Raw genomic sequence first — 24,552 nt, 5'->3', positions numbered from 1 at the left:
CGGCAGTTCTGTAACGGTGTTACATTGCCACCGTAGCGGCCTGAACGCCTCAAGGGAGCAGAAACGTGTTCGATCTCAAAATCACCGGCGGCACCGTGGTCGACGGGACCGGCGCCGACCGGTTCACCGCCGACGTCGCGATCAAGGACGGAAAGATCGTCGAGGTGCATCGCCGCGGTGCCGACGACCCGGCCCTGCCCGGTGACGCAGCCGAAACCATCGATGCCACCGGCAAAATCGTCGCCCCCGGCTTCGTCGACATCCACACCCACTACGACGGCCAGGTCAGCTGGGACGCCGTGCTCGAACCGTCCAGCAACCACGGCGTCACCACCGTGGTGGCCGGCAACTGCGGCGTCGGCTTCGCGCCCGTTCGTCCGGGCCAGGAGGAATGGCTGATCAAACTGATGGAGGGGGTCGAGGACATCCCCGGTACGGCCTTGACCGAGGGCATCACCTGGGGCTGGGAGACCTTCGGCGAATACCTGGACGTGATCGGCAAGCGTGAACTCGCCGTCGACATGGGCACCCAGATTGCCCACGGCGCGGTCCGGGCCTATGCGATGGGGGAGCGCGGCGCCCGAAACGAACCCGCCACACCTGAGGACATCAAGGCCATGGCCGAGCTGGTGCAGGGCGCGATCGAGGCTGGGGCGCTTGGTTTTTCGTCGTCACGTACGCTCGCGCACCGGGCCATGGACGGCGAGCCGGTGCCTGGCACTTTCGCCGCCGAGGACGAGCTGTTCGCCCTGGGCCGGGCCACCGCGGCCGCCGGTGCCGCGGTGTTCGAGCTGGCGCCGCAGGGGGCCGCCGGCGAGGACATCGTCGCACCCAAGAAGGAACTCGACTGGATGCGCCGTCTCGGCGAGGAGGTCGACTGCGCCCTGAGCTTCGCCCTGATCCAGGTCGACGCGGATCCCAATCTGTGGCGCGAGCAGCTCGACCTGTCGGCCGCGGCGCACCAGGCCGGCAGCCGGCTGTTCCCGCAGGTGGCGGCGCGCCCGTTCGGCATGCTGCTGGGCTTCCCCGGCCACCACGCCTTCACCCACCGGCCCACCTACCGGCGTCTGCAGGCCGAATGCACCCGCGAGGAGCTCGCCGAGCGGCTGGCCGACCCGAAGGTGCGTGCGGCGATCCTGGCCGAGGAAGACCTGCCGATAGACCCGGGCAAGCTGTTCGACGGCATGTTCATGCTCGCGCAGAATGCGGCGAACCGGCTGTACCACATCGGGGAACCGCCGGATTACGAACCGACCGAGGAGCGCACCGTCGCAGCCATCGCCAAGCAACGAGGTGTGGATCCGCTGGCCGCGATGTACGACCTGATGCTTGAGGCCAACGCCGGCGCGATGCTGATGTATCCGATGTTCAACTACTCCGACGGCAACCACGACGCGATCCGCGAGATGCTCACCCATCCGGCCGGCGTGCTGGGCCTGTCCGACGGTGGTGCGCACTGCAGCATGATCTGCGACGCCTCGTACCCGACCTTCCTGTTGACGCACTGGGCGCGCGATCGCCATCGCGGCGAGAAGCTGCCGCTGGAGTACGTGATCCGTAAGCAGTCGCACGACACCGCACAGCTCTACGGGATGTCTGACCGCGGCGTGGTCAGCGTGGGGAAGAAGGCCGACGTCAACGTCATCGATCTGGACGCCCTGACCCTGCATGCGCCGAGGATGGCGTACGACCTGCCTGCCGGCGGAAAGCGGTTGGTGCAGGGTGCAAGTGGTTACGACGCCACTGTCGTCAGCGGCGTGGTCACCCGCCGGCACGGCGCCGACACCGGAGCCCGTCCGGGTCGGCTGGTCCGCGGGACCCGTTGATATGTAGGGTCTTTCGTCATGGCGGATTTCCGTTACGATCCGCGTCAGCGCCCGGTGCAACCTCCGGCGCCGGCCGCTGACGCTTTCACCATCCACACTGCCCCTGTCGCTGAGGGGGTTTCGCTGGCGTTCGTCCGCGAGGGTGTCGGCGGTGTGCCCCTGCTGCTGGTACACGGATATCCCGAGACCAAGCGGATCTGGTGGCGCAACATCGAGGCCCTGGCCGCGGCCGGTTTCGAGGTCATCGTCCCGGACCTGCGCGGTATGGGGGACAGCTCGATCCCTCCCGACGATCAGCACGACATCGTCACGTACTCCCGGGATCTCTATGCCCTGGTCCATGACCAGCTCGGGCATGAGTCCTGCCTGATCGCCGCGAGCGACGTCGGGGCGGTGGTGAGTACCGACCTGATCCACCGGTTTCCCGGATTCGTCACGGGTTTCTGTGTTTTCAACACGGTGCCGCCCATGGCCGTCGACTACTCGGGAATCGGCACACAACATCCGGCATCGGTCGGTGGCGCCGCCGACCCGACCGCCGACTACCGCTGGATGCAAGGCGCCTTTCCCGATGAGCTCGCCGCGATGCTGCCCACGCCGCAGGCGCGCAGGCAGTGGGTCGCGGCGATGTACACGAATCGGCTGTGGGGATCGGCCTACGCGTTCAGCCAAGCCGACGTGGATTTCATGAGTGAGCCGTTCGCCGACGAGGCACGGCTGCGGGCCGGCTGGGCGTCCTACCAGCTCGCCTACGGACGTGCCATGTCCGAGATCCCGCTGATGGCTGCGGTCGAGATACCCACGCTGGTGCTGTACGGTCCCGACGATCATGTGGTCGGAGAGGACTTCGTGCCCCGTTGCGAACGGGCGTTCCTCAACCGCATTGGGCCGCTGGTCGTTCCGGGCGCCGGTCACTTCCTGCAGTGGGAGCGGGCCGACATCTTCAACCGGTTGATCCCGGCGGTGTTCGGCGACGTTCTGGCTACCCGCCGGTTGGTTGCGCCAGAATCGCCCCGCCCAACCAGCGTCTGACAAAGCGCCGTAACTCCTCGCGGCTGCGGGCCGGTTCGTTGGGTGCGACGAAGAACGACAGCATGGTGCGCAGCGTGAATTCCACGAGCTCGCGCAGCGCGGCCTCGTCGTATCCGTACTTCTCCCAGTCCACGTCGAAGCGGGTGATCATCCGCATGCCGAAGGCCTGACCTTCGTCGGAAGCGACATTGACCGAACTGGCCGCCGCCTGTGGCCCGGACAGCATGATGCGCAGATGCGGGACGCGGGCGACCTCCTCCAAGGTGAACATGACGCCCTCGGTCATCGCCTCGGCCGGGTCGGTGATGCCGCGCACGCTTTCGGCGAGCCGGTCGAGGAATCCGTCGACCGTGGCGATGGCGGCCGCGTGCATCAGGGATTCGGCCGTGGGGAAGTAGCGGTACACAGTCTGACGAATGACGCCGAGCGATGCGGCGACGTCGGCGATGCTGATGCCGGTGCCGGTCTCGGCGATCAACCGCACCGCGGTGGCCACGATGCGTTCGGAGGCTTCCTCGTCGCTGCCGGGCGGTTGCCCGTCCCACCCGCGCCTACGCGCCACGGTCCGGATTCCTGGCCAGCAACATCTCTGCAGGATATCGCCACCCATCGTTGACGCGCCGCATCCGCGTGTAGTAATCATACAACTAAGGCGTTCTTTGTATGATTACTCGGACAAGCGAGGTGGCACCGATGACGGATCTGATCGTGCGGAAGATGAGGTTCGCGTTCGCGGATCACCGCGTCCCATTTCTGTGGAATGAGTCCAATCCGGCGTTCTCGTCGATGGCCAACGCGGTGTCATTCCTGGCCATCGCATTCGAGAAGATGATCGGGCACATGATCACCGAGGCCATGCCGTTCATCACCGACCCGGCGGTGGCCGAGGAGGCTCAGGCCTTCGTGCGGCAGGAAGGCCAGCATGCGATGGCCCACCGTCAGCACGCCAAGGGGCTGATCAAGACCTACCCGGGTCTCAAGGAGACCCTCGACGAGGTGGTCAAGGCGTTCGACGACCTGACCGCCGAGACACCGCTGAAGTACCGGCTGGCCTACACCGCCGATCTGGAGGCGACGTTCACCCCGGTGTTCAAACTGATGCTCGACCATGACGACACGCTGTTCGCTCCGGGGGACGACCGGGTGGCGTCACTGTTCCTGTGGCACTTCGTCGAAGAGGTCGAGCACCGCAGCTCGGCGCTGATCATCTATGACGCGGTGGCCGACGATCCGTGGTACCGCATGCGGGTGGCGCCGTCGATCTTCAAACACGTGTGGGCGGTGCTCAAGGTGGCCTGCGACGGCTTCAACAAGCACGTGCCACTGGAGGAGCGCAAGATCGACGCGATGTCGATGTTCGGCATGCAGGCGCGGAAAAAGGCTCTGCTGCAGAAGCTTCCGTTCACCAAGACCGCCTACGACGGGCCGGTGGAGAACGCGTTCGCGCATCTGCCGGTGCGCGAGATGCTGACCGCCCTCACCGGCGTGGTGCGCAGCCAGGTCCCGGGCCACGATCCGGCCCACGAGAAACTGCCGGCATTGGCCGACGAGTGGTTCCAGCGGTACGAGGACGGCTACGAGGTCACCCAGTGGTACACCGCCGACAAGGCCCCGAGCAAGAAGGTGGACACCGCCGATGTCTGATCTGTGCACGCCGACGTTCTCGGATTTGGCTGGACGCCTGGGCTTTTCGTGTGACACCGCCGGCGGGCCGGTCGAGTTCCGTAACCCGTTCGGCCTGGAGAACTGGACGCTGCCGGTGCTGGAGATCACCGTCATCGTCGGCGCGGTACTGGCTCTGGTGTACGCCATCGTGCGGCTGCGCCGTCACAACGACCCGACCAACCTGGTGCTGTGGTTCGGCGCCATCGCCTATCTGCTGATCATCGAACCGCCGCTGTACTTCCCCGGGGCATTCGGGATTGCCGAGCACGTCGACACGATGTTCGCGCACAACGTGTTCACCGTCGACTTCCTGTGGGGACGGCTGCCGCTCTACATCGTGGCGATCTACCCGATGATGGCGACGGTGGCGTACGAGATCGTCCGCATCCTCGGGGTGTTCCGCCGGCGCGGGGTCCTGGTCGGCGCGGTCTGTGTCGGCTTCGTCCATCACGCGTTCTACGAGATCTTCGACCACCTCGGGCCGCAGCTGCGGTGGTGGGAGTGGACCCTGGACCATCCGATGAACCAGCCGTTCTTCGATTCGGTGCCGCTGCCCAGCGTGGTGGTGTTCGCCGCGCTGTGGCCGATGTCGCTGGCCTTCTGTGTGCAGCTGTTCGTCGGCCGCCACGTCCAGGACGGCAAGACGTTCACCGGCCTGCAAATCCTCGGCCGCACCATCGTCGTCGGTGTTCTGGCTTCGATCGGCACCGCGGTGCTGCCGCTGCCTGCCACGCTCGCCGCGTCGATCTCGGGCAGCACCACCGTCGGGGGCATCGTGTACGCCGCCGAACTCGTCGTGCTCACCCTCGTGGCGATCCCGGTCCTGTTCACTCAATGGTCGAGCCTGCGCAAGGGCGGCGATCCGGCGGCGGTGCGCTACGCGAACCCGCTCATCCTGCGCTATGCCGCGGTGTACCTGGCGGTGATGACCGTGCTGTGGCTGGCGGCGCTGCCGGCGTATTTCGGCGCGGTCGACGGAGTCACCGCCGACGGCGATCCCATCGGCAGCCTCGCCTATACCGTGATCTGCCTGCTGATCGCGGGCCTGTCGATCGCTGCGGCGGCCACCGCAAATCCCGATGGCCTGCAGAAAGAACCCGATGCGGTGCCCTCAGGGGCGGCAGGCAACCAGGAATGAGGAGCGAACCCACAGGCGCGCCACACCTCTGACGGCACGCGCGATGCGGCAGAATTGCGGAGGTGCCGACACCGCCGCAACATCCCGGCGACCCCGGCCGGCGAGGCCGGGGCCCGGTGCCCCCGCCTGACCCGGCCACCCGGCGGCTGCCTCGCCCCGGACGTTCCGAGGCGCCGACCGAACAGATTCGGGCCCGCCCTCAGCCGCCCGAGGCCGCGACCGAGAAGATCATGCGGAACCGGCCACCGGTTGCCCCGCGCCCGGCCGGTCCGCCACCGCCGCAACGGCCCTCCCCCGGCCCCGGGGATGCACGGCCCGAACCGGCGAAGCCGTCCTCACGATGGCGCAGTCCCCAGGCGATCATCCTCGGCGCCGTCATCGTCGTCGCGCTCGTCGTCATCGGCCTGACCGGTGCCGAACTGTACGCCCGGCACAAGGCCGGCTCGGTACTGGTCGCGGTCGCCGAGTGCGTGGTCCAGGACAACGCCTCGGTTTCGTTCGGGGTGAACCCGCCGTTCCTGTGGCAGCACATCAACGGGCACTACACCAACATCTCGGTGGAGACCGGGGGCAAGCAGGTGCAGGCCGCGAAGGGGATGACGGCGGATGTGGCGCTGTCCGACATCCGGTTGCAGGGCACCGACGACTCCAAGGGCACCATCGGATCGTTGAGCGCCACCCTGAGCTGGACATCGGCCGGGATCAAGGACACGGTCGCCGAGAACCTCCCCGGTGTCGGCGCACTGGTCTCCGATGTCACCACCGATCCGGCGGCGGGCACCATCACCATGGAGGCCGTCGGGGACACCAAGGTGACGGCCAAGCCGGTCGTCGACAACGGTGACCTCAAGCTGGAGGTCACCGATGTCAGCGGTCCATTCGAGAAGGACACCGTGCAGGCGGCCCTCAACGGCCTCACGACCCAGCTGAACGACGCCTACCCACTGGGCATCCACGCCGACAGTGTCGCGGTGACCGACACCGGCGTGGTGGGCAAGTTCTCCAGCCAGAACGCATCCATCCCCAACGACGAATCCGACGACGCCTGCTTCGCCAAGCTCTGATGCTGACCCGAATCGCGGCCGCCGGCGCGCTCACGCTCGCGGTGCTGCCCCTCGCGCCGATCGCCAGTGCGCAGGACCCCAACCCGCTGCTGCCGTTGGTCGACGCGGCGGCGCAGCGGCTACAGACCGCGGACCCGGTGGCCGCCAACAAGTTCCGCACCGGTGGGCCGATCGAGGATCCGCGCCGCGAACAGCAGGTCATCGACGCAACGACGGCCGAGGCCGACAGCCGGCACATCGTCCCGGCCTACGTGGGCGACGTGTTCCGGGACCAGATCGACGCCACCGTCGCCGTGGAGCACAGCCTGTTCGCGCAGTGGAAACTGGATCCGGACACCGCTCCGGTGAGCGCCCCCGACCTTTCGGCGTCGCGGAGCGCGATCGACGCGCTGAACCACACGATGGTCGACGAGATCGCCGATCAGTGGCCGACCCTGCACTCACCGTCGTGCCCGGCTGACCTGGCGAGCGCCGTCGATGCCGTAGCCGTGGCACGGAATCTGGATCCGCTGTACCGGCGGGCGCTCGACTTCGCCACCCGGTCCTATTGCCGCTGACTGCGGGGCACATTCCGGAATTGACGTTTCTGTAGACAGGGGGCGGGTACTCCTGGCCGCAGGAGGTCAGGAAATGCCTACATGGAGTTGGATCGTCATCGCTGTAGTTGTCGTGGCGCTCGTGCTGCTCGCGGTGGTCGTGGCCGCATCGATGATGCGTCACAAGCGCAGCGAACGGCTCAAGGATCAGTTCGGGCCGGAATATGAGCACGCGGTCGAGACGGCCGGTGATCAGCGCGCCGCGGAGCGGGAACTACTTGCGCGCGAACGCAAGCACAACAAGCTGGACATCAAGGAGTTGACGCCGGAGTCCCGGGCTCGATATGTCGAGGCGTGGGGCGTGACGCAGACCGGATTCGTCGACAATCCGGCGAAATCGGTCGGTGATGCCGACCGCCTGGTGACCGAGGTGATGCGTGAACGGGGTTATCCGGTAGACGATTTCGAGCAACGTGCGGCCGACATCTCGGTCGATCACCCCAAGGTGGTCGAGCACTACCGGGCGGCGCACATCCTTCACCTCGCCCAGGAGAAGGGGGAGATCGGCACCGAGGCGCAACGCGAGGCGATCGTGCACTATCGCGCGCTCTTCGAACGATTGCTCGGAATGGAGCCGGAGACGCCCACCGAGCATGAGCGTGAGCCCCGCGCCGAGCATGAGCGCCAGCGCCACACAAATACCGAGCCGGAGGCCGGTACAGATTCGCCGAAGGAGGCGCGAGCATGACCACCCACGACGAGCAGACGTCAGCAGTTCGAGCGGAGCCGACTGATGTAGCGGAAGGCCGCGATACGGGTGCGGCAGGGCCGGCCCACGAAGAGGTCGAACCACCTCAGCGCGCAGAGACCGAGCAGACCGTGGAGCCCGAGCCGCCATCCGACGACAACGCGTTGTTGTTCGCCGATGAACACCGGACCAGATTGAATTCGCGGTGGGACGAGGTTCAGGCCGCGTTCGTCGACGATCCGAAGGGCTGCGTCCAGGAAGCCGACAACCTCGTCTCGGAAGTTGTCGATGAGCTCACCGCGAGCTTCGCCGATACGCGTTCTCGCCTTGAGGCGCAATGGGGCCGCGGCGAGGAGGCCTCGACCGAGGACCTCCGGCTGGCACTGCAGCGCTATCGCGACTTCTTCCACCGGCTACTGTCGGTGTGAGGGTCTACAAGGTGTCGACGATCGCGTTCTTGATCGCCTCGGAACTGGTGCCGAAGACCGCTTGAACGCTGTTGCCGACCTCGATGACGCCTGCGGCGCCCAGCGCCTTCAGTCGGTCCTGGTCGACCTTGCTCTTGTCGGCGACCTCCATGCGGAGCCGGGTGATGCAGGCGTCGACGTTCACGAGGTTCTCCCGGCCGCCGAAGGCCGCGATGATCTGTTCGGCCTGAGTGTCGGCTCGGGCGGGGGCGGTGAGCGTTTCGGTGGCCACGCCGCCTGCGGCAACGGCAGTCGTGGAGTCGGCGCCCTCACCGAGGTTCGCCTGTTCCTCGGCCTCGAAATCGGTTTCCGGTTCACGGCCAGGGGTGCGCATGTTCCACTTCGTGATCGCGACATAGAACAGCACGAAGTAGACCACCGCGAACACCGCGCCCATCGCGATGAGCAGCCAGATGTTGTTCGCCGCGGGAGCACCGCCGTAGAGCAGCAGGTCGATGAGCCCGGCTGAGAACGAGAAGCCCAGGTGGATGTCGAGCAGGTAGGCGATCGCCAGCGACAGCCCGGTCAGGACCGCATGAATCACGTAGAGCGGGAACGCCACGAACATGAACGCGAACTCCAGTGGTTCGGTCACGCCGGTCAGGAATGCGGTCAGGGCGGCCGCTGAGAGGATGCCGACCGCGACTTTGCGTTGCTTCTTGTTGGCGGCCAAGATCATCGCCAGCGCCGCAGCGGGCAGACCGAACATCAGGACCGGGTAGAACCCGGAGGTGAGGATGCCCGCGGTCGGGTCTCCTGCCGCGAACCGGGTGAGCTCGCCGGTCACCACGTTGCCGTCCGGGGTCTGATAGTCGCCGTAGATGAACCACACGTATGAGTTCGGGATGTGGTGCAGGCCCACGGGAATCAGCATGCGGTTGGCGAACCCGTACACAAAGGCGCCCAATGCGCCGCTGCCGCCGATGAACCGGCCTAGCGCCGTCAACCCCGCGTCGAAGATCGGATAGAAGTAGCTCATCAGGAAGGCGATGAACAAGCTCGCCAGCGACACCACGATCGGGACAAATCGTCGTCCGCCGAAAAAACCGAGATAAGAGGGCAATTGGATGGTGTGGTAGCGGTCGAACAACCATGCCGTCACCAGACCCACCACGATTCCGGCGAACACGCTGTAGTTGATCTGCGCTTGATCGCCGGCCTTGTCCACCTCGCCGGCCAGCACGATGGGGGACATGGTCTTGAAGACCGCGGCCATCACCAGGTAACCGACCACCGCGGCCAGGGCGGTCGAGCCGTCGGCTTTGCGGGCGAAGCCGATCGCGACACCGACCGCGAAGAGCAGGGGCAGATTGGTGAACAGGGCGTCGCCGGCGGCGCTCATCGCCTTGAAGAACGGGCCGATGACGGGTGAGTCGATCCGGCCGAGCAGGTCGGGCTGGCCCAGGCGCAGCAGGATGCCCGCGGCGGGCAACACGGCGATCGGCAACATCAGGCTCTTGCCGAGTCGTTGCAGTTGGGCGAAAGCGGGTATACGCAGGCCGGACTTCGCCTGTGTACCTTCAGGTTTCGTTGTACCGCTCATCGCACTGTCGCCCTCCTGGCCGCCCGGCGCGATCCGCCGCGAGGCTGAGCGGAAGCTTAGACGAGAACCCGTAAACTTGAGGTCGTCTTTCGGCCGCGCTCGTATTGTTTGTGGCACGAGCAGCCCGGGCCGCAAAAGGAGCCGCACAGTGAGCACGACGCGAGTACTCGCCCCGGTTCCGGGGCGTGCAGTGGCACTCCAGGATGTTCCGGACCCCGTGTTCTCGGCGGGCATGGTGGGTTACGGTGCCGCGGTGGATCCGCCGCGTGGCGTGATCGACGCGATTGCCCCGGTCAGCGGCAAGTTGTTGAAACTGATGCCGCACGCCTACGTCATCATGACGACCGACAACGTCGGCGTCCTGGTCCACCTCGGGCTCGATACGGTGGCACTCAACGGAGAAGGCTTCACCACGCATGTGAACCAGGGCGACGACGTCACCGCCGGCCAGGTGATGATCACCTACGACGTGCCCGCCATCGAGGCGAAGGGCCTCAATCCGGTAGTTCCCGTAGTGGTCATGGACGAGCGGGAGCCCGGCAACGTGACGGTGGCCGCGCCGGTGACGGCTGGGGCCGACATCGGCTCGGGCGCAGAACTTTTCACGGCGAGCAAGTAGATGGAAGTCATCATCCTGGCCGATGCTGCCACGATCGGCGGCGTGGCTGCCGACGCGGTCGGCGCGCTGCTCGGTCGCAAGCCGGACGCGGTACTGGGCCTGGCCACCGGTTCGTCGCCGCTGGCGATCTACGACGAACTCGCCGCGCGCTATGCCGCCGGGCAGATGTCATTCCGGCAGGCCCGGGGGTTCACCCTCGACGAGTACGTCGGCCTGCCCGCTGACCATCCCGAGCGCTACCGCAACGTAATCGACACGGTGTTCGTCTCACGCGTGGACTTCGCGCCGGGCGCCGTCGCCGGTCCCGACGGACTGGCGGCCGACATCCCGGCCGCGTGCGCGGCATACGAGCAGGCGATTCGCGACGCCGGTGGTGTCGATCTGCAGATCGTCGGTATCGGCACCGACGGACACATCGCGTTCAACGAACCGGGGTCCTCACTGGCGTCCCGTACCCGGATCAAGACGTTGACGCGGCAGACCCGCCTCGACAACGCCCGGTTCTTCGGAAACGACCTGGATGCGGTGCCGACGCACTGCCTGACACAGGGGCTGGCCACCATCATGGCGGCCCGGCACGTGATCCTGGTGGCCGTCGGTCGCAGCAAGGCCGAAGCCGTGCACCATCTCGTCGAAGGCGCCGTGAGCGCCATGTGGCCGGCAACCATCCTGCAGCACCACCCGCATGTCAGCGTGCTGCTCGATGATGCTGCGGCGCAGCGGCTTCAGCTCATCGACTACTACCGGGAGACCTACCGCTCGAAGCCGGATTGGCAGGGCATCTGAGTGCTGCTGACCGCCGAAACCCTGATCACCGGCGCAGAACTGTTGCGGCCAGGGTGGATTGACGTGACGGACGGCCGGGTGACCGCGACCGGCGCGGGTGCACCGCCCCGCCCTCCGGATCGTGATCTGGGTTCGGTGACGTTGGCTCCGGGGTTCGTCGACACCCATAACCACGGCGGTGGCGGAGGCAGCTTCTCGGTCGTGTCGGAGGACGACGCCTCGGCCGCCGTGGCGCTGCACCGTAAGCACGGCACCACCACCCTGATCGCCTCGCTTGTCACCGCGAGCCCCGATGACCTGCTGCGCCAAGTCCGGGCGCGGGCCGAGGACGCGCGTGCCGGGCGGATCGACGGCATCCATCTCGAGGGCCCGTGGCTGTCGACCGTGCGGTGCGGTGCTCATCAACCCGATCTCATGCGTGACCCTGACCCGGCCGAGATCGACCGGTTACTGGCCGCCGCCGCGGGCACACTGCGGATGGTGACGATCGCACCGGAACGTCCGGGCGCGCCGGCCGCGATCCGGCAGCTGGTCGAGGCGGGGGTGGTGGTGGCCGTCGGTCATACCGAGGCGACCTACGAGCAGACCCGCGCGGCGATTTCCGCCGGTGCCACGGTGGGCACGCACCTGTTCAACGCCATGCGCCCGATCGACCGACGTGAGCCGGGCCCGGTGATCGCATTGCTCGAAGATCCCGCCGTCACCGTCGAACTCATCGCTGACGGGGTCCATCTCGATCCGGCCATCTACCGGCACGTCACGCACGCCGCCGGACCGGATCGCGTTTCGCTGATCACCGACTCGATGGCGGCCACCGGCATGGCCGACGGCCGCTATCACCTGGGCCCCGTGCAGGTCGATGTGGTGGACGGGGTGGCGTTCGTCGGAGGCACCGACACCATCGCCGGGAGCACGGCGACCATGGACCTGGTGGTCCGATTCGCGGTCGCCCATTGCGGTTTGCCCCGCGACGAGGCCCTCATGGTTGTGGTTCGTCAGGCCTCGATCAACCCGGCACGGGCACTGGGTCTGCCCGGCGCCGGCCTGACGCCCGGCGCCGCAGCCGATCTGGTGGCACTAGGTCCGGATCTGACGGTTGCCGGGGTGCTGCGTCGAGGTGTGTGGGAAATGGAGCCGGTGGCGTAGAGCGCGCGCCACGTATGCTGCAATCCCGAGAAGTGCTTTCTGAGGCAAAGATTCGGGTTGCGCCGGTGGTGAATTGTCGTTACAGATTCTTGTACCGGCGTACCGTCACCCGAGTACGGCGCGAGGCTTCTGGGGGTGGTATTTGTCGGACTGGCCGTTTGTCGCACGGGATGTCGAGTTGCGCGAGGCCGCGCAGGCGCTGAGAGGCGGCGCCCGCGGGGTGGTCTTGGCGGGAAAGGCCGGAGTCGGCAAGTCGGCGTTGGCCCGGGTACTGGCCGAAGGCCTGGAGGCCGAAGGTTGCCCGGTCCGGTTCGTGCTGGGCACCGAAACCGGTCAGGCGGTGCCGCTCGGGGCATTTCGTCACGCGCTCACCCTCACCGACGCGCATGACCCGACGGTCATGCTCGCCGCGGCACACGAACGGTTGGCCTCCGACCCCGACCTGGTCATCGTCGTCGACGACGCGCAGCACCTGGATCCGTTGTCGGCGCTGCTGGTACAGCAACTGGCGGTGCACGGCTCGCCGCGCCTGATCGTCACCATCGGCAACGGGGCACCCGCTTCCGATGCGGTGACAGCGCTGTGGAAGGAACAGCTGCTGCTGCGGTTGGACCTCGAACCCTTCACCCGGGAGCAGACCGGTGAGTTGGCCAGGGCGGTGTTGGGCGGTGATGTCGACGAGCGTGCGGTCGGTGAACTGCACCGGTTCTCCTCGGGAAGTCCGCTCTACCTTCGCGGCGCGCTCAACGCGGCCCTGGGAGATTCGGTGTTCGTCTGCGATCAGGGACGCTGGCGGTTGCGCGGGCAGTTGCGGGCAAGTGCCGATCTGCACGCGCTGATCGAGTCGCGATTCGACACGCTGACACCGGCTGAACGCGATGTGGTGGAGGTGGTCTCCACCGCCGAGGTGCTCGACTGGGATGTGCTGGTGGCGGCCTGCGACACCGACGCGATTGCGCGGCTCGAGCGCCGGGGAGCGATCCAGGTGCTCAACGACGCTGCCTGCACCCTGGTGCAGCCCGGCCATCCCATCATCGGGGAAGTCGCCCGCGGCCGATGCTCGAAAACCCGTTCCCGGCAGATCAACACGCTGCTGGCATCGCTGCTCGGGGCGCACCTGGAGTCGCCGAACAACGGTACGATCCCCGACGTACGGGGACGCATTCAGCTGGCTCGATTCATGGCCGGAGGCAACGGCCCGGCCGATCCGGACGTCATCACCGATGCCGCGGCCAATGCCGTGACCATGTCCAATCTGGCACTGGGCGAAGAACTTGCGCGATACGCGCTCGACCACGGTGCCGGGCTGCCCGCGGCGATCGTGCTGGCCGATGCGATGAGCTGGCAGGGGCGCGGTGAGCAGGCCGAGGAACTGCTGGCTCGCTCGGTACCGCCGGCCGGCGACGAACCGGCGCTGGCGCGTTGGGGTTGTCTGCGGGCGTCGAACCTGTTCTTCGGGTGTGCCCGCCCCGACGCGGCGCATTCCGTTCTCGCGACGGTGCGGGGGCGCGTCCACCGCTCGCAGACGTTGCATCTGGTGGTGGCGATGGAGGCGGTGTTCGCGTTCTTCGCCGGCGATCTGGCCGGTGCGATCGCGTCGGGTACCGAAACTCTCGGCACCGAGGTGTCGTCGACGGCGAATGTGTGGGCGGCCCTGGCTACTTCGAGCGCGCTGGCCTTGTCGGGCCGGACTGATGAGGTCGTCGCCGTGGCGCAGGCGGGTGAATTGGCCGCCGAGGATTGCGGGTCCGGGCCACAGCGCTATTGGCTGGCTTTCGCGCAGGTGTCGGCGGGCGTGGCCGAGGGGGACCTGGGGCGGGCGCAGCGGGTCTGTGACCGCTACACCGTACCGGCAGCCGGTTCCCCGCAGGCCGAGGCCATCGTCACCGCGCTGTCGGGCCGGGTCGCGCTGGCTCGCGGACACCTGGCCTCGGCCTGCGAAGCCCTGCAGGCTGCGGTGTGGGCCACACCGCAGGGGCTTCCGCCCGGGTGGTTGATGGTGGTTGCCGCCTGGCTGGCCCAGGCCGAGGGGATGCGCGGCAACGGTCCCGCGGCGGGCGCTGCGCTGCTGCGGGCCGAAGCTGCCGGGGTCGGGCCGCTCGATGTGTTCCGGCCCGAGTTGGAGTTGGCCAGGGCCTGGGCAGCGGCCGCCAACGGTGACCCCGAATCGGCTGTGGAGCACGCCCTGCGGGCGGCCCAGTGCGCCAAGGCGGGCGGAATGGTGACGGTCGAACTCGCGGCGCTGCACACTGCACTGAGGTTCGGGAACACGTCAGGGCACCGCAGAGTCCGGCACCTGGCGCGCGCCCACGGTGGCCGGATGGCCGAGGCGATCACCGCGCACGGTTTGGGGCTGGCCCAGCATGATCCCGATCAACTCGTCACCGCCACCGACCGGTTCGAGGCGATCGGTGCGCTGGCCCTGGCCGCCGATGCTGCCGCCCACGCGGCCCAGGAGTACGCGGCCGCGGCGGGGAACTGGAATCGGCCGCCCGGGCGCTGTGGCTGTCTCGCCAGAGCGGTGCGCTGACCCCGGCCCTTGGCTGCGCCGGAGATCCGCTGCCGTTGACCGGGCGTGAGTGGGAGATCGCCAACCTGGTCGGTGTCGGGCTGAGCAACCGGCAGATCGCCGGCAAGCTGTGTCTGTCGGTGCGCACCGTCGACGGGCATCTATACCGCATGTTCGCCAAGCTCGGAGTGGAGGACCGTGATCATCTGGCCCGGTTGGCACGCTTCGGTCCGGTGAGGTGATCAGCCCGGTTGATCCGGGTCCTCGCTGGACATGCGGGCGCCGACGAATTCGACCAGTCGTGGATCGCTGGAGGTGAAGCGGTCGACCTCCTCGCCGCCGTCGCACCGCAGCAGCGCGATCGTGAGGCTGTTCGAGGTTCGGGTGAGGACGCGCCAGTGCGCGCCGGAATCCTGCCAACGCTGCAGATCTGCGATCCGGTCCAGGCTCATGCCTCCTACCATGGCATGTCATGGCCGAGAAAAACCGAGTGCGGCTGGCCCGTGTGTACACCGAGCCCGAACCCGATGAGGGCCGGCGGGTCCTGGCTGACCGGCTGTGGCCCAGGGGATTGAAGAAGACAGATCCGCGGGTGGGGCGCTGGTTGCCCGCGGTGGCTCCGTCCACGGAGTTGCGGCACTGGTACGACCACAAACCCGAGCGCTATGACGAATTCGCTGCGCGTTACACGCAGGAACTGCAGTCCGGCGACGAGGCCGCGGCCCTCGAGGAGCTGCGGGCGTTGGTCGGCGACGGTCCGGTCACGTTGGTGACGGCGACCCGCGAACTTGAACTGAGCCATCTGACCGTTCTCGCCGAGCTGCTCGGCTGACCTCGGGCTGCAGGGTAGGAAGGTAAACCTACCCTCACTCGCTACGGTAGGCTCGGCGCTCAAATGAGCGATATCGATACCGACGTGACCGACTTGCCCGGCGCCCCCGTCCTCAAACGCGAGCTGACCGACATCGCCGACGCGGTGCGCGCGGTCGACGCCCCTCCCACCCCGGTCCTGGCTGAGCCGTACGACATCCGGGTGGCTGACGCCGATGCCGACGCCGAGCTGGTGTCGGAGTGGATGAACCGTCCGCACCTGGTGGAGGCCTGGGAGTACGACTGGGAGCCGGAGCGCTGGCGGCGGTACCTGCAGGCTCAGCTCGACGGCGAATACTCACGGCCGTTCATCGCGAGCTTCCGCGGCAAGCCGGTCGGGTACGTCGAGCTGTACCGGGCGGCCAAGGATTCGATCGCACCCCGGTACGCCGCCGATCCACATGACATCGGTATGCATGCCGCGATCGCCGATCTGAGATTCGTCAACCGTGGCATCGGCCCGATCCTGTTGCCGCGCATCGTAGCCAACGTGTTCGAACTCGAACCGAACTGCCGTCGGGTCATGTTCGATCCGGACCACCGCAACGCCGGCGCCCGGCGGGTGTGCGAATGGGCGGGATGCGAATTCCTGGGCGAGCACCAGATGTCGAACCGGCGCATGGCCCTCTACGCGCTGCCGCGTACACCCGACGACGCCATCGGCGTCGCCGGGTAACTGGCGAACCGGTTCAGGCTCCGGCGAATTCGGCGTAGCCGTCGTAATCGGGCTTCATGGCCGCGGCCACCAGCTCCCACAGCACCTCATCGGTGCCGCCACCGACACGGGCCAGCTTCATGTCGCGCCACCACTTGCCCAGCGGTGTCTCGTCGACCAGATAGCCGGAGCCGCCGAAGATGTGCATGCACTCGGATGCGACCTCCTCGCCCAGCCGCGCGGCGGTCACCTTGAAGGCCGCGGCGGCCCGGAGATCGAGCTTGCCCTGCGCGGCCACCCCGGCCAGGGCGTAACGCAGCAGATCGACGCGGGCCTGCAGATCGGCGATCCGCATCCGCAGCGCCTGATGCTCGTAGAGGGTGTGGCCGAACTGCCGGCGTTTCATCATGCGCGCCAACGTGATTCCGAGGATCCGTTGTGATCCCGACGCGACCTGTCCCGAAATCGAGAGGCGCTCGTGGGCCAATCCCCAGGAGATCGCCGCCAGCCCGGTGCCGGCGCGGGCCACCAGATGGTCGGCCGGCACCCACGTGTCGATGTGCACCGCCGCGGTGGCCAGGGGTCCGTTGCCCACCTTGCGGTAGGGCGTCTGGATCTCGACCTGCGTGGTTGGCACGGCGACGACGACGACGTTGCCGTGCCTGCTGGTCGGGTCGTGATCGACGTTGCGGGCCACCACCATGATGTGATCGGCGATCGTCGACAGAGAGACGAACTTCTTGATGCCCTTGATCGCGAAACCGCCGTCGACCGTGCGTACTTCGGTCTCAACGATCTGCAGGTCCGAACCTCCGGATTCCTCGGAGGCGGCGATGCACAGCACAGCCTCGCCGTGGATGGCCTGTTCGCAGATGGTGCGCAGGTGGTCGGATTTGCCGAAGCGGCGCAGCAGGGCGATTGCCGAATCGTGCAGGCTGACCCCGACGCCGATACCAGACGAGCCGGTCCGCCCCAGGGCGAAGGCCAGTTCGACCAGCTTGGCCACGTCGGGTTGCTGGCCGTCACCCCACTTCTCGCTGAACACCCCGCTGCGGCCGAGATGTTCGATGAGCTGGCGCGGAAAGCTCTCGGTCTCTTCGGCTTCGGCGGTCCATGCCTTGACCTGGTCGTCGAACGCGCGCTCCAGCAGATCACGGTATTCGTCGAGGGTGGTGGTGGCCGGCGCCGGCGTGGGCACAGTCGCGGTCATGGCTTCGCTGTCTCCAATTGTCGTTTGACCTCCAGGCGGCGCAGCTTGCCCGAGGAGGTGCGGGGGAGTGATCCGGGGGTCAGGAACACCACGTCGGCGGGCACGATGCCGCACTCGGATGCGACCTGCTGGATCACCTGGCTACGAGCGCCGGCCTCGTCGGCGCCACGGAACTCGGCTGCGATCACCAGGCCGGAGCGGACCGACTTCTCGCCGGCGCCCACGGCCACGACCGCGCCTTCGCGAACTCCCTTGACCTGAGCGGCAACCCGCTCGATCTCGGTGGGGAAGATGTTGCGCCCGGCCACGGTGATCAGTTCCTTGGTGCGGCCGCAGACCACGAGTCCACCGCCGACGAAGTAGCCCAGATCCCCGGTGGCGAACCAGTCGTCGGGATCCAGTGGTGTCTGGCCCAGGTAGCCCGTCATCATCGAGGTGCCGCGGATCTCGACCTCGCCCACCTCGCGGCCGACGATGCCCGCGTTGTCTTCACTGGGCCGCAGACGCACTTCCATGCCGGCGATGGCGTCACCGAGCACCGCCAGCTGCTGCCGGTTGCTCCCGGCATCGGTGGCGACGGTGATCTCGTCGAGTACCACACCGAGTCCGGGAACGGGAACTGTGACCGCGCAGGATGATTCAGCCATGCCGTACGACGGTGAGAGCGCTCCGGGATCAAAGCCGAAGCGGGACAGTTCGGTGCCGAATCGGATCGTGGCCTCGCAATCGACCGGCTCGCCGCCGTTGAGCGCGAACCGCAGGGCGGACAGGTCCAGATCGGTGAGGCGCTTGGAGTACTTACCGATCAGGCCGTAGGCCATGTTCGGGGCCGCGGTCAAGGTTGCGCGGCTCTCGGTGAGCCAGCGCACCCAGCTGAACGGTGAGGCCGCGAAGGCCATCGTCGGGGCCTGCCACACCTCGATGCCCCCGAGCGCTCCGGCCAGCAGGAAGGTCAGCCCCATGTCGTGGTACAGCGGCAGCCAGGAGCAGCCGATATCGCTGCGCGACAAGCTGATCCGATCGCTGAGCCCACGCAGGTTGGCCAGCACCGCCGACGGGGTCAGCTGGGCGGTGCGGGGCGTGCCGGTCGATCCGGCGGTGCCCTGCAGGACCGCGAACGGGCCGGTTCCCAGCGGCAGCGTGGTGGACCGCTGAGCGTGGGCGACGACGGCGTCGTCGTGGAGCGTCAGCGGGGTCTCGACGGTCCGCAGCAGGTCCAGGTAACCGCCGTGGCTGAACACCGTGCCCACGCCGATGCCTGCCAAGCGGTTCACGGTGGACTGGGCCCAGGTATCCGCGTCGGCACCCCGGATCGGGCCCGGCAGTACGGACAGCGCCGCGCCGGCCAGCAGGGCACCGAGAACCGATGCGATTCCTTCCACGGTGGGCTCGCCGACCACACCGACCGCCGTCGAACCGTCCTGACCGATCTGCTCGGCGACGTTCTCGGCGCGGGCGTACACCTCGCCCCAGGAATGACGCGTCCAGGCGTGCGTCTCATGGTCGTACACCACGAGGTCAGCGTCGGTGGCGGTCAGCGACGCGGCGAGCGCCGTGGCCAGCACGCTCACTGGCTGCTCTGCGCGGCAGGCACTTTCGCCAGGATGGCCGCCTCGAGGTCGCCGACGGTGTCGCAGCTGAGCAGGTCTTCCTCGGACAGGGCGACCCCGAGCTTGTCCTCGATCGCGACCATGCCGACGGCGAAGGCCACCGAGTCCAGGCCGACGTCGTCGATGAGTCGGGATTCCCTGGTCACCCGGCGGACATCGACGTTCATGTCGTCGCGAAGGATCTCGGTGAGGGCGGCGCTGACCGCTTCGGGTGTTGTCGACTGCATGGGGTGGCACGGTACACGGCCGAGGAAAGATAGGCTAGCCTTACCAGGCTGGCTGTGAGGTCAGTAACTGAAGGACGCCAGATCGGTCCCGCCGAGCCGGTGGCCGGCGTCGACAACGGTTGCCGAGGGCACCATCTCGGCGCTGACCACGCCATGCTCGCGGGTGATCCCATCGACGATCTCGAAGGATGCGGAGATCCGTTCCGGCGAGTCCACCACGATGGTCGTCACCGGGACGTGGCGGCCCAGCTGGAACAGCTTGTCTCCGTGGGGCTTCCCGTCGTCGCAATAGCCCCAGACCGCGCGCAGCACGGTGGCGCCGCCGGATGAGCGCGACTGCAGCAGCCTGCGGACGATGGCCCGGTGGATCGGCACCCCGTCGTGCTGTGCGGTCTCGGACGTGTGCACCATCAGTTTCTGCCACAGCGGACGCCCCTGGGCGTCGGTGCTCGGCAGCTCGGCCGGCCGGGTCAGAAGACGCCCGCCCTGCTTGCACAGCTGTGCCCGCTCGACGGTCAGCAGTGGGTTCTGGAGCAGTTCGGTCAGCTCGCCCAATACGGCATTCACCTGCACCCCGGTTCCCAGCCCGACGATCATGAGCGGTACCTCGGTGTTGCGGCTGAAGAATGCGGCGCGTCGACGCTGACCGTGTGCGGTCCCGTCCACCCCCAGAAACACCGTGGCCGCGGCGAACCCGTGCCGGTGCAGCCGGTCGCACACCGCGCGGTACGCGGGAATCCCGTCAATCCGGTGATGGCGGCCGACATACACCGTCAGCTTGCAGGCATCGGTGACCGTCGGAGCCGGTGACTCCCGACGAACCAGCTGAGCGCGTTCCAGGGTGACCAGGCCGCGGGGGATGGCGGTCACAGTCTGCTCGGCCAGTGCCGCGATCTTGCCTGCGGCGTCGACGGCGGCGATGGCGATCGGGGGATCCTCGGAGCCGGTCAACGTCTCGTCGGTGCGCAGGTGGTGATGTGGGCCGAAGCTGGCGATCCCGCGCAGCATCACACTGATCGCGACGTCATTGCCCCCGTACAGGTCCAGCAGCGCATCGGCGACGAAGCGGTGCTCGTGGCGCAGGCGCTCACCGAAGTAGGCCGTCAGCTTGAGGTAATCGGCGGAGCTCACAACCGGGCTCCCAGCGTCATCCCCAGCCACGCGGCGGCCAATCCGAGCGCGACGCTGACGACGATATTGCCCACTGCCGGCCAGATCCGGCGTTCTTCGCCCAGGCGCTGGGTTTCCAGCATCCAGGTGGAAAACGTCGTATAGGAGCCGACGAATGCGGTACCCGCCAGCAGCGCGGTGTGCCGGTCCAGGGCCAGGCCGCCCAGAAAGCCGAGCAGGAAGGCGCCGCTCAGGTTCACCGCGAGGGTGCCGAACGGAAACCCCCGCGAGTGCCGTGCGGAAACCGCGCGGTCGAGAAGGAATCGGCAGACCGCCCCGACGCCGCCCAGCAGCATCACCCCGGTCCACAACAGGGTAGTCATCGACCCACCGCGGCCCGCCGGACCAACGCGGTCGCCACCGCCACCGCGAGCAGGCCTGCCGCGATGCTGGCCACGGTGTAGCCCGCGGCCAACGCCCAGTGACCGTGCTCGAGCATCGTGATCGTCTCGACCTGCATCGTGGAGAACGTGGTGAGCCCGCCGCACAACCCGGTGCCCAGGAGAGGGCGGCGGTAGCTCGATACCGGCAGCCTTTCCAGCAGTCGCGTGGTGAAGTACCCCAGCAGAAACGCGCCGACGATGTTCACGATGAACGTCGGCCAGGGCCATTGATGGGGATCGTGGGCCGCGAGCACCGCCAGGCCGGCGCGTGCCAGCGTGCCCAGGGCGCCGCCGACGAACACCGCGGCCAATTCTCGGGGGTCGTGGCCGAACATAAGCCAAAAGTATGGCGTCTGGTGCGCGACTAGCAGGCACCGACATCCGTTCGGGAGCAGAATCGGGAACCATGGCTGCCAATCCCCGTGCCGGGCAACCGGCTCGACCCGAGGATCTGATCGACGTCGCCGCGGTGGTGACCGCGTATTACACCCGACGGCCCGACCCCGATGACATTGCGCAGCAGGTGGTGTTCGGCACGTCCGGGCACCGCGGGTCCAGTCTGGACAACGCGTTCAACGAGGGTCATATCCTGGCCACCACCCAGGCGATCGTCGAGTACCGGGCCGCGCAGGGCACCACGGGTCCGTTGTTCCTCGGCCGCGACACCCACGCCCTGTCCGAACCAGCCTGGGCTTCGGCGCTGGAGGTGCTGGCTGCCAACGACGTTGTGGCAATGATCGATTCGGCCGACCGCTACACCCCGACGCCCGCGGTCAGCCACGCCATCCTGACCTTCAACACAGGCCGTGACGCCGACCTGGCCGACGGCATCGTCGTCACCCCGTCGCACAACCCGCCGCGTGACGGCGGTTTCAAGTACAACCCACCCAACGGCGGACCCGCCGACACCGACGCCACCGGGTGGATTGCCCAGCGCGCCAACGAGATCCTGCGTAACGGGTTCAAGGACGTTAAACGCATGCCCCTGTCGCGGGCGTTGCAGATGGCCCAGCGCCACGACTATCTGGACGCCTACGTCGCCGATCTGCCCAATGTGGTGGACCTGCATGCCATCCGGGCCGAGGGCATCCGCATCGGTGCCGACCCGCTCGGCGGGGCCAGCGTGGATTACTGGGGCGCGATCGCCGAGCGGTACAACCTGGACCTGACCGTGGTGAATCCGCTGGTGGACGCGACCTGGCGGTTCATGACCCTGGACACCGACGGCAAGATCCGTATGGACTGCAGCTCACCGAATGCCATGGCGTCACTCATCGCCAACCGGGATTCGTATCAGATCGCCACCGGCAACGACGCCGACTCCGACCGGCACGGCATCGTCACACCCGACGGTGGGCTGATGAACCCGAACCACTATCTGGCGGTGGCCATCGACTACCTCTACACCCACCGGCCCAACTGGCCGGTGGCCACCGCGGTGGGCAAGACCGCGGTCAGCAGTTCGATCATCGACCGGGTGGTGGCCGGGCTGGATCGCAAGCTGGTCGAGGTGCCGGTGGGCTTCAAGTGGTTCGTCGACGGGCTGATCGGCGGCGGCATCGGTTTCGGCGGCGAGGAGAGCGCGGGGGCCTCGTTCCTGCGCACCGACGGGACGACCTGGACAACCGACAAGGACGGCATCATCCTGGCGCTGCTGGCCTCGGAGATTTTGGCGATCACCGGGTCGACGCCGTCACAGCGCTATGCCGAACTATCCGAGCGCTACGGATCACCGACGTATGCGCGCATCGACGCCCCGGCCGACCGCGAACAGAAGGCACGGCTGGCCAAACTGTCACCCGAGCAGGTCACCGCCACCGAACTGGCCGGTGAGCCGATTACCGCGAAGCTGACCGCCGCACCGGGCAACGGCGCGGCGCTGGGCGGCCTGAAGGTCACGACGGAGAACGCCTGGTTCGCCGCACGGCCGTCGGGCACCGAGGACGTCTACAAGATCTACGCGGAGTCCTTCCTCGGTGCCGATCACCTGGCGGAGGTGCAGGAGGCCGCCAAGGACGTGGTTAATACAGTCATTGGGTGAGTTCTGTCGCGGAGGGTGACTGTCAGACCAAGGCGAAGCTGCCCGGTGAAGTCTGGGTCCTGATCGTCGCCAACGCCGTCATCGCGCTCGGGTACGGCGTGGTCGCGCCGGTGCTGCCCGCCTATGCCCGTCACTTCGGCGTCAGCATCAGCGCCGCGACGTTCGTCATCACCGCGTTTGCGCTGATGAGGCTGTGTTTCGCGCCGGCGACCGGGGTGCTGATCCAGCGCCTGGGGGAGCGCCGGATCTACGTGTGGGGTCTGCTGATCGTCGCCGTCACCACCGGGGCCTGTGCGTTCGCGCAGACGTACTGGCAGTTGTTGCTGTTCCGCTCACTGGGTGGCGTCGGCTCGACGATGTTCTTCGTGTCGGCGCTGGGCCTGATGATCCGGATCAGCCCGGAGGACGCCCGCGGTCGCGTGGCCGGCATGTTCTCCTCGGCATTCCTGGTGGGCTCGGTCGGCGGGCCGGTGCTCGGCAGCATGACCGCGGGCCTGGGGCTGAGCGCCCCGTTCCTCATCTACGGCGCCGCCCTGTTGGTGGCGGCTGCCGTGGTGTTCGTCAGCCTGCGGCATTCGTCGCTGGCCGCGCCCGCGCCCGACGAAGGAGCCAAGGTGACGGTGCGTACCGCACTGCGCAACCGTGCCTACCGGGCGGCGCTGCTGTCGAACTTCGCCACCGGATGGTCGGCCTTCGGGCTCCGAATTGCCTTGGTGCCGTTGTTCATCGTCGACGTACTGCATCACAGTCCGGGGATGGCGGGGCTGGCGCTGGCCACCTTCGCCGTCGGCAACGTGTCCGCCGTGATTCCCAGCGGCTACCTGTCCGACCGGGCGGGCCGGCGCGTGCTACTGATCGTCGGACTCACCGCGGCCGGGATCTCGACGGTGATGGTGGGCTTCACCGACGGACTGACGCTGTTTCTGGTGAGCGCCTACGTCGCGGGCTTCTCGACCGGCATCTTCACCGCACCCCAGCAGGCCGCGGTGGCCGACATCATCGGCAACAAGGCGCGTGGCGGTACCGCGGTGGCGACCTTCCAGATGATGGCCGACGTCGGTTCGGTCGGCGGCTCGCTGCTGGTCGGGTTGATCGCGCAGTACCTGTCGTTCTCCTGGTCCTTCGTGATCAGTGGGGTGATCCTCCTGGTCGCGGCCGTGGGCTGGGTCTTCGCTCCGGAGACCCGCGGACGGCCCTCCGCCGAGCACACTCCGGCCCGCGCACTGGGTCCTGAGGCCGGCGGCGAGGTTCCCTGACCAGCGATTTTGAACCTGGGGTAGCCGTGGTGTAACTTCGTGGGGCACGAC

The 24,552-nt window shown here is 67.6% G+C and carries 24 protein-coding genes and 1 pseudogene; 16 read left to right on the top strand and 9 right to left on the bottom strand.

Going from position 1 to position 24,552, the window contains the following annotated elements:
• Positions 1-65: 65 nt before the first annotated feature.
• Positions 66-1,826: an N-acyl-D-amino-acid deacylase family protein gene (locus BN2156_RS11490; protein ID WP_090513629.1), complete on the top strand. Its 1,761-nt coding sequence runs from the start codon at positions 66-68 to the stop codon at positions 1,824-1,826.
• Positions 1,827-1,844: 18 nt separating this feature from the next.
• The gene (locus BN2156_RS11485) at positions 1,845-2,858 is read left to right on the top strand and encodes an alpha/beta fold hydrolase (RefSeq protein WP_090513626.1); all 1,014 of its coding nucleotides are present in this window, start codon (positions 1,845-1,847) and stop codon (positions 2,856-2,858) included.
• Here BN2156_RS11485 and BN2156_RS11480 read toward each other — a convergent pair.
• Entirely contained in the window at positions 2,809-3,420 is a 612-nt protein-coding gene (locus tag BN2156_RS11480; RefSeq protein WP_090513624.1) for a TetR/AcrR family transcriptional regulator, read from the bottom strand. The genes BN2156_RS11485 and BN2156_RS11480 overlap by 50 nt on opposite strands.
• Before the next feature lie 131 nt (positions 3,421-3,551).
• Here BN2156_RS11480 and BN2156_RS11475 point away from each other — a divergent pair, with 131 nt between their 5' ends.
• From BN2156_RS11475 to BN2156_RS11450, 6 genes are all read left to right on the top strand, one after another.
• Positions 3,552-4,502: a metal-dependent hydrolase gene (locus BN2156_RS11475; protein WP_090513621.1), complete on the top strand. Its 951-nt coding sequence runs from the start codon at positions 3,552-3,554 to the stop codon at positions 4,500-4,502.
• Positions 4,495-5,661, top strand: coding sequence for a DUF7802 domain-containing protein (locus BN2156_RS11470; RefSeq protein ID WP_090513618.1), 1,167 nt, complete (start codon positions 4,495-4,497; stop codon positions 5,659-5,661). The genes BN2156_RS11475 and BN2156_RS11470 overlap by 8 nt, the downstream gene beginning before the upstream one ends.
• Before the next feature lie 62 nt (positions 5,662-5,723).
• Entirely contained in the window at positions 5,724-6,725 is a 1,002-nt protein-coding gene (locus BN2156_RS11465) for an LmeA family phospholipid-binding protein (RefSeq protein WP_162490777.1), read from the top strand.
• Complete coding sequence (locus BN2156_RS11460; RefSeq protein WP_090513612.1) at positions 6,725-7,282, top strand: chorismate mutase; 558 nt, start codon at positions 6,725-6,727, stop codon at positions 7,280-7,282. Before BN2156_RS11465 ends, BN2156_RS11460 begins: the two co-directional genes overlap by 1 nt.
• A 73-nt stretch (positions 7,283-7,355) precedes the next feature.
• Positions 7,356-8,009, top strand: coding sequence for a hypothetical protein (locus BN2156_RS11455; protein WP_235625279.1), 654 nt, complete (start codon positions 7,356-7,358; stop codon positions 8,007-8,009).
• Complete coding sequence (locus BN2156_RS11450; RefSeq protein WP_090513609.1) at positions 8,006-8,437, top strand: hypothetical protein; 432 nt, start codon at positions 8,006-8,008, stop codon at positions 8,435-8,437. Before BN2156_RS11455 ends, BN2156_RS11450 begins: the two co-directional genes overlap by 4 nt.
• Positions 8,438-8,441: 4 nt before the next feature.
• Here the strand turns inward: BN2156_RS11450 and BN2156_RS11445 are convergent, their stop codons facing one another.
• The gene (locus BN2156_RS11445) at positions 8,442-10,019 is read right to left on the bottom strand and encodes a PTS transporter subunit EIIC (RefSeq protein ID WP_090513607.1); all 1,578 of its coding nucleotides are present in this window, start codon (positions 10,017-10,019) and stop codon (positions 8,442-8,444) included.
• Positions 10,020-10,167: 148 nt separating this feature from the next.
• Here BN2156_RS11445 and BN2156_RS11440 point away from each other — a divergent pair, with 148 nt between their 5' ends.
• The 4 genes and pseudogenes from BN2156_RS11440 (at position 10,168) to BN2156_RS11425 (ending at position 15,321) form a co-directional block, all read left to right on the top strand.
• Positions 10,168-10,638, top strand: a complete 471-nt coding sequence (locus BN2156_RS11440; RefSeq protein WP_090513604.1) for a PTS sugar transporter subunit IIA — start codon at positions 10,168-10,170, stop codon at positions 10,636-10,638.
• Positions 10,639-11,424, top strand: coding sequence for a glucosamine-6-phosphate deaminase (gene nagB / locus BN2156_RS11435; RefSeq protein ID WP_090513603.1), 786 nt, complete (start codon positions 10,639-10,641; stop codon positions 11,422-11,424).
• Complete coding sequence (nagA, locus tag BN2156_RS11430; protein WP_090513601.1) at positions 11,425-12,570, top strand: N-acetylglucosamine-6-phosphate deacetylase; 1,146 nt, start codon at positions 11,425-11,427, stop codon at positions 12,568-12,570.
• A 142-nt stretch (positions 12,571-12,712) separates the two neighbouring features.
• Positions 12,713-15,321: pseudogene (locus tag BN2156_RS11425) on the top strand (LuxR C-terminal-related transcriptional regulator).
• On the opposite strand, the gene BN2156_RS30545 reads toward BN2156_RS11425, so the two are convergent.
• Positions 15,322-15,531 (bottom strand): hypothetical protein, encoded by a 210-nt coding sequence (locus BN2156_RS30545; protein ID WP_131725157.1) that lies wholly within the window; start codon positions 15,529-15,531, stop codon positions 15,322-15,324.
• A 20-nt stretch (positions 15,532-15,551) separates the two neighbouring features.
• Here BN2156_RS30545 and BN2156_RS11415 point away from each other — a divergent pair, with 20 nt between their 5' ends.
• A complete protein-coding gene (locus BN2156_RS11415) occupies positions 15,552-15,911 on the top strand; it encodes a DUF488 domain-containing protein (protein WP_090513596.1) in 360 nt (119 codons plus the stop codon).
• A 63-nt stretch (positions 15,912-15,974) separates the two neighbouring features.
• On the top strand, positions 15,975-16,625 hold the full coding sequence (locus BN2156_RS11410) for a GNAT family N-acetyltransferase (RefSeq protein ID WP_090513593.1): 651 nt from the start codon (positions 15,975-15,977) through the stop codon (positions 16,623-16,625).
• Positions 16,626-16,638: 13 nt separating this feature from the next.
• Here BN2156_RS11410 and mbtN read toward each other — a convergent pair whose 3' ends face one another.
• The 6 genes from mbtN to crcB (BN2156_RS11380) are packed head-to-tail and all read right to left on the bottom strand — an operon-like array spanning position 16,639 to position 21,539.
• A complete protein-coding gene (mbtN, locus tag BN2156_RS11405) occupies positions 16,639-17,814 on the bottom strand; it encodes a mycobactin biosynthesis acyl-ACP dehydrogenase MbtN (RefSeq protein WP_090513590.1) in 1,176 nt (391 codons plus the stop codon).
• Positions 17,811-19,376, bottom strand: coding sequence for a long-chain-fatty acid--ACP ligase MbtM (gene mbtM, locus BN2156_RS11400; protein ID WP_235625356.1), 1,566 nt, complete (start codon positions 19,374-19,376; stop codon positions 17,811-17,813). The genes mbtN and mbtM overlap by 4 nt, the downstream gene beginning before the upstream one ends.
• A gap of 5 nt (positions 19,377-19,381) precedes the next feature.
• The gene (locus BN2156_RS11395) at positions 19,382-19,651 is read right to left on the bottom strand and encodes a mycobactin biosynthesis acyl carrier protein MbtL (RefSeq protein ID WP_019348478.1); all 270 of its coding nucleotides are present in this window, start codon (positions 19,649-19,651) and stop codon (positions 19,382-19,384) included.
• A gap of 60 nt (positions 19,652-19,711) precedes the next feature.
• The gene (locus BN2156_RS11390) at positions 19,712-20,782 is read right to left on the bottom strand and encodes a putative PII-like signaling protein (protein ID WP_090513585.1); all 1,071 of its coding nucleotides are present in this window, start codon (positions 20,780-20,782) and stop codon (positions 19,712-19,714) included.
• Complete coding sequence (crcB, locus tag BN2156_RS11385) at positions 20,779-21,144, bottom strand: fluoride efflux transporter CrcB (protein WP_090513583.1); 366 nt, start codon at positions 21,142-21,144, stop codon at positions 20,779-20,781. Before crcB (BN2156_RS11385) ends, BN2156_RS11390 begins: the two co-directional genes overlap by 4 nt.
• Positions 21,141-21,539 (bottom strand): fluoride efflux transporter CrcB, encoded by a 399-nt coding sequence (gene crcB, locus BN2156_RS11380; RefSeq protein WP_090513581.1) that lies wholly within the window; start codon positions 21,537-21,539, stop codon positions 21,141-21,143. The genes crcB (BN2156_RS11385) and crcB (BN2156_RS11380) overlap by 4 nt, the downstream gene beginning before the upstream one ends.
• Positions 21,540-21,610: 71 nt before the next feature.
• Here crcB (BN2156_RS11380) and pgm point away from each other — a divergent pair, with 71 nt between their 5' ends.
• Positions 21,611-23,245 carry a phosphoglucomutase (alpha-D-glucose-1,6-bisphosphate-dependent) gene (gene pgm, locus BN2156_RS11375; protein ID WP_090513579.1) on the top strand — a complete coding sequence of 545 codons (1,635 nt, stop codon included), beginning with the start codon at positions 21,611-21,613 and terminating at the stop codon, positions 23,243-23,245.
• Entirely contained in the window at positions 23,242-24,501 is a 1,260-nt protein-coding gene (locus tag BN2156_RS11370; protein WP_090513576.1) for an MFS transporter, read from the top strand. The genes pgm and BN2156_RS11370 overlap by 4 nt, the downstream gene beginning before the upstream one ends.
• Positions 24,502-24,552: the final 51 nt, after the last annotated feature.

It is taken from the genome of Mycolicibacterium neworleansense (assembly GCF_001245615.1).
Taxonomy (GTDB): Bacteria; Actinomycetota; Actinomycetes; order Mycobacteriales; family Mycobacteriaceae; genus Mycobacterium; species Mycobacterium neworleansense.
The sequence above is the reverse complement of the archived record's forward strand: the minus strand, read 5'-3'. Positions and strand labels throughout refer to the sequence as shown.

What these genes read in the sequence shown, in the direction of transcription:
- BN2156_RS11485 (WP_090513626.1), top strand. Translation starts at nt 1,845, where the DNA reads ATGGCGGATTTCCGTTACGATCCGCGTCAGCGCCCGGTGCAACCTCCG.
- BN2156_RS11475 (WP_090513621.1), top strand. Translation starts at nt 3,552, where the DNA reads ATGACGGATCTGATCGTGCGGAAGATGAGGTTCGCGTTCGCGGATCAC.
- BN2156_RS11470 (WP_090513618.1), top strand. Translation starts at nt 4,495, where the DNA reads ATGTCTGATCTGTGCACGCCGACGTTCTCGGATTTGGCTGGACGCCTG.
- BN2156_RS11460 (WP_090513612.1), top strand. Translation starts at nt 6,725, where the DNA reads ATGCTGACCCGAATCGCGGCCGCCGGCGCGCTCACGCTCGCGGTGCTG.
- BN2156_RS11455 (WP_235625279.1), top strand. Translation starts at nt 7,356, where the DNA reads ATGCCTACATGGAGTTGGATCGTCATCGCTGTAGTTGTCGTGGCGCTC.
- BN2156_RS11450 (WP_090513609.1), top strand. Translation starts at nt 8,006, where the DNA reads ATGACCACCCACGACGAGCAGACGTCAGCAGTTCGAGCGGAGCCGACT.
- BN2156_RS11445 (WP_090513607.1), bottom strand. Translation starts at nt 10,019, where the DNA reads ATGAGCGGTACAACGAAACCTGAAGGTACACAGGCGAAGTCCGGCCTG.
- nagB (WP_090513603.1), top strand. Translation starts at nt 10,639, where the DNA reads ATGGAAGTCATCATCCTGGCCGATGCTGCCACGATCGGCGGCGTGGCT.
- BN2156_RS30545 (WP_131725157.1), bottom strand. Translation starts at nt 15,531, where the DNA reads ATGAGCCTGGACCGGATCGCAGATCTGCAGCGTTGGCAGGATTCCGGC.
- BN2156_RS11415 (WP_090513596.1), top strand. Translation starts at nt 15,552, where the DNA reads ATGGCCGAGAAAAACCGAGTGCGGCTGGCCCGTGTGTACACCGAGCCC.
- BN2156_RS11410 (WP_090513593.1), top strand. Translation starts at nt 15,975, where the DNA reads ATGAGCGATATCGATACCGACGTGACCGACTTGCCCGGCGCCCCCGTC.
- mbtN (WP_090513590.1), bottom strand. Translation starts at nt 17,814, where the DNA reads ATGACCGCGACTGTGCCCACGCCGGCGCCGGCCACCACCACCCTCGAC.
- BN2156_RS11395 (WP_019348478.1), bottom strand. Translation starts at nt 19,651, where the DNA reads ATGCAGTCGACAACACCCGAAGCGGTCAGCGCCGCCCTCACCGAGATC.
- crcB (WP_090513583.1), bottom strand. Translation starts at nt 21,144, where the DNA reads ATGACTACCCTGTTGTGGACCGGGGTGATGCTGCTGGGCGGCGTCGGG.
- crcB (WP_090513581.1), bottom strand. Translation starts at nt 21,539, where the DNA reads ATGTTCGGCCACGACCCCCGAGAATTGGCCGCGGTGTTCGTCGGCGGC.
- pgm (WP_090513579.1), top strand. Translation starts at nt 21,611, where the DNA reads ATGGCTGCCAATCCCCGTGCCGGGCAACCGGCTCGACCCGAGGATCTG.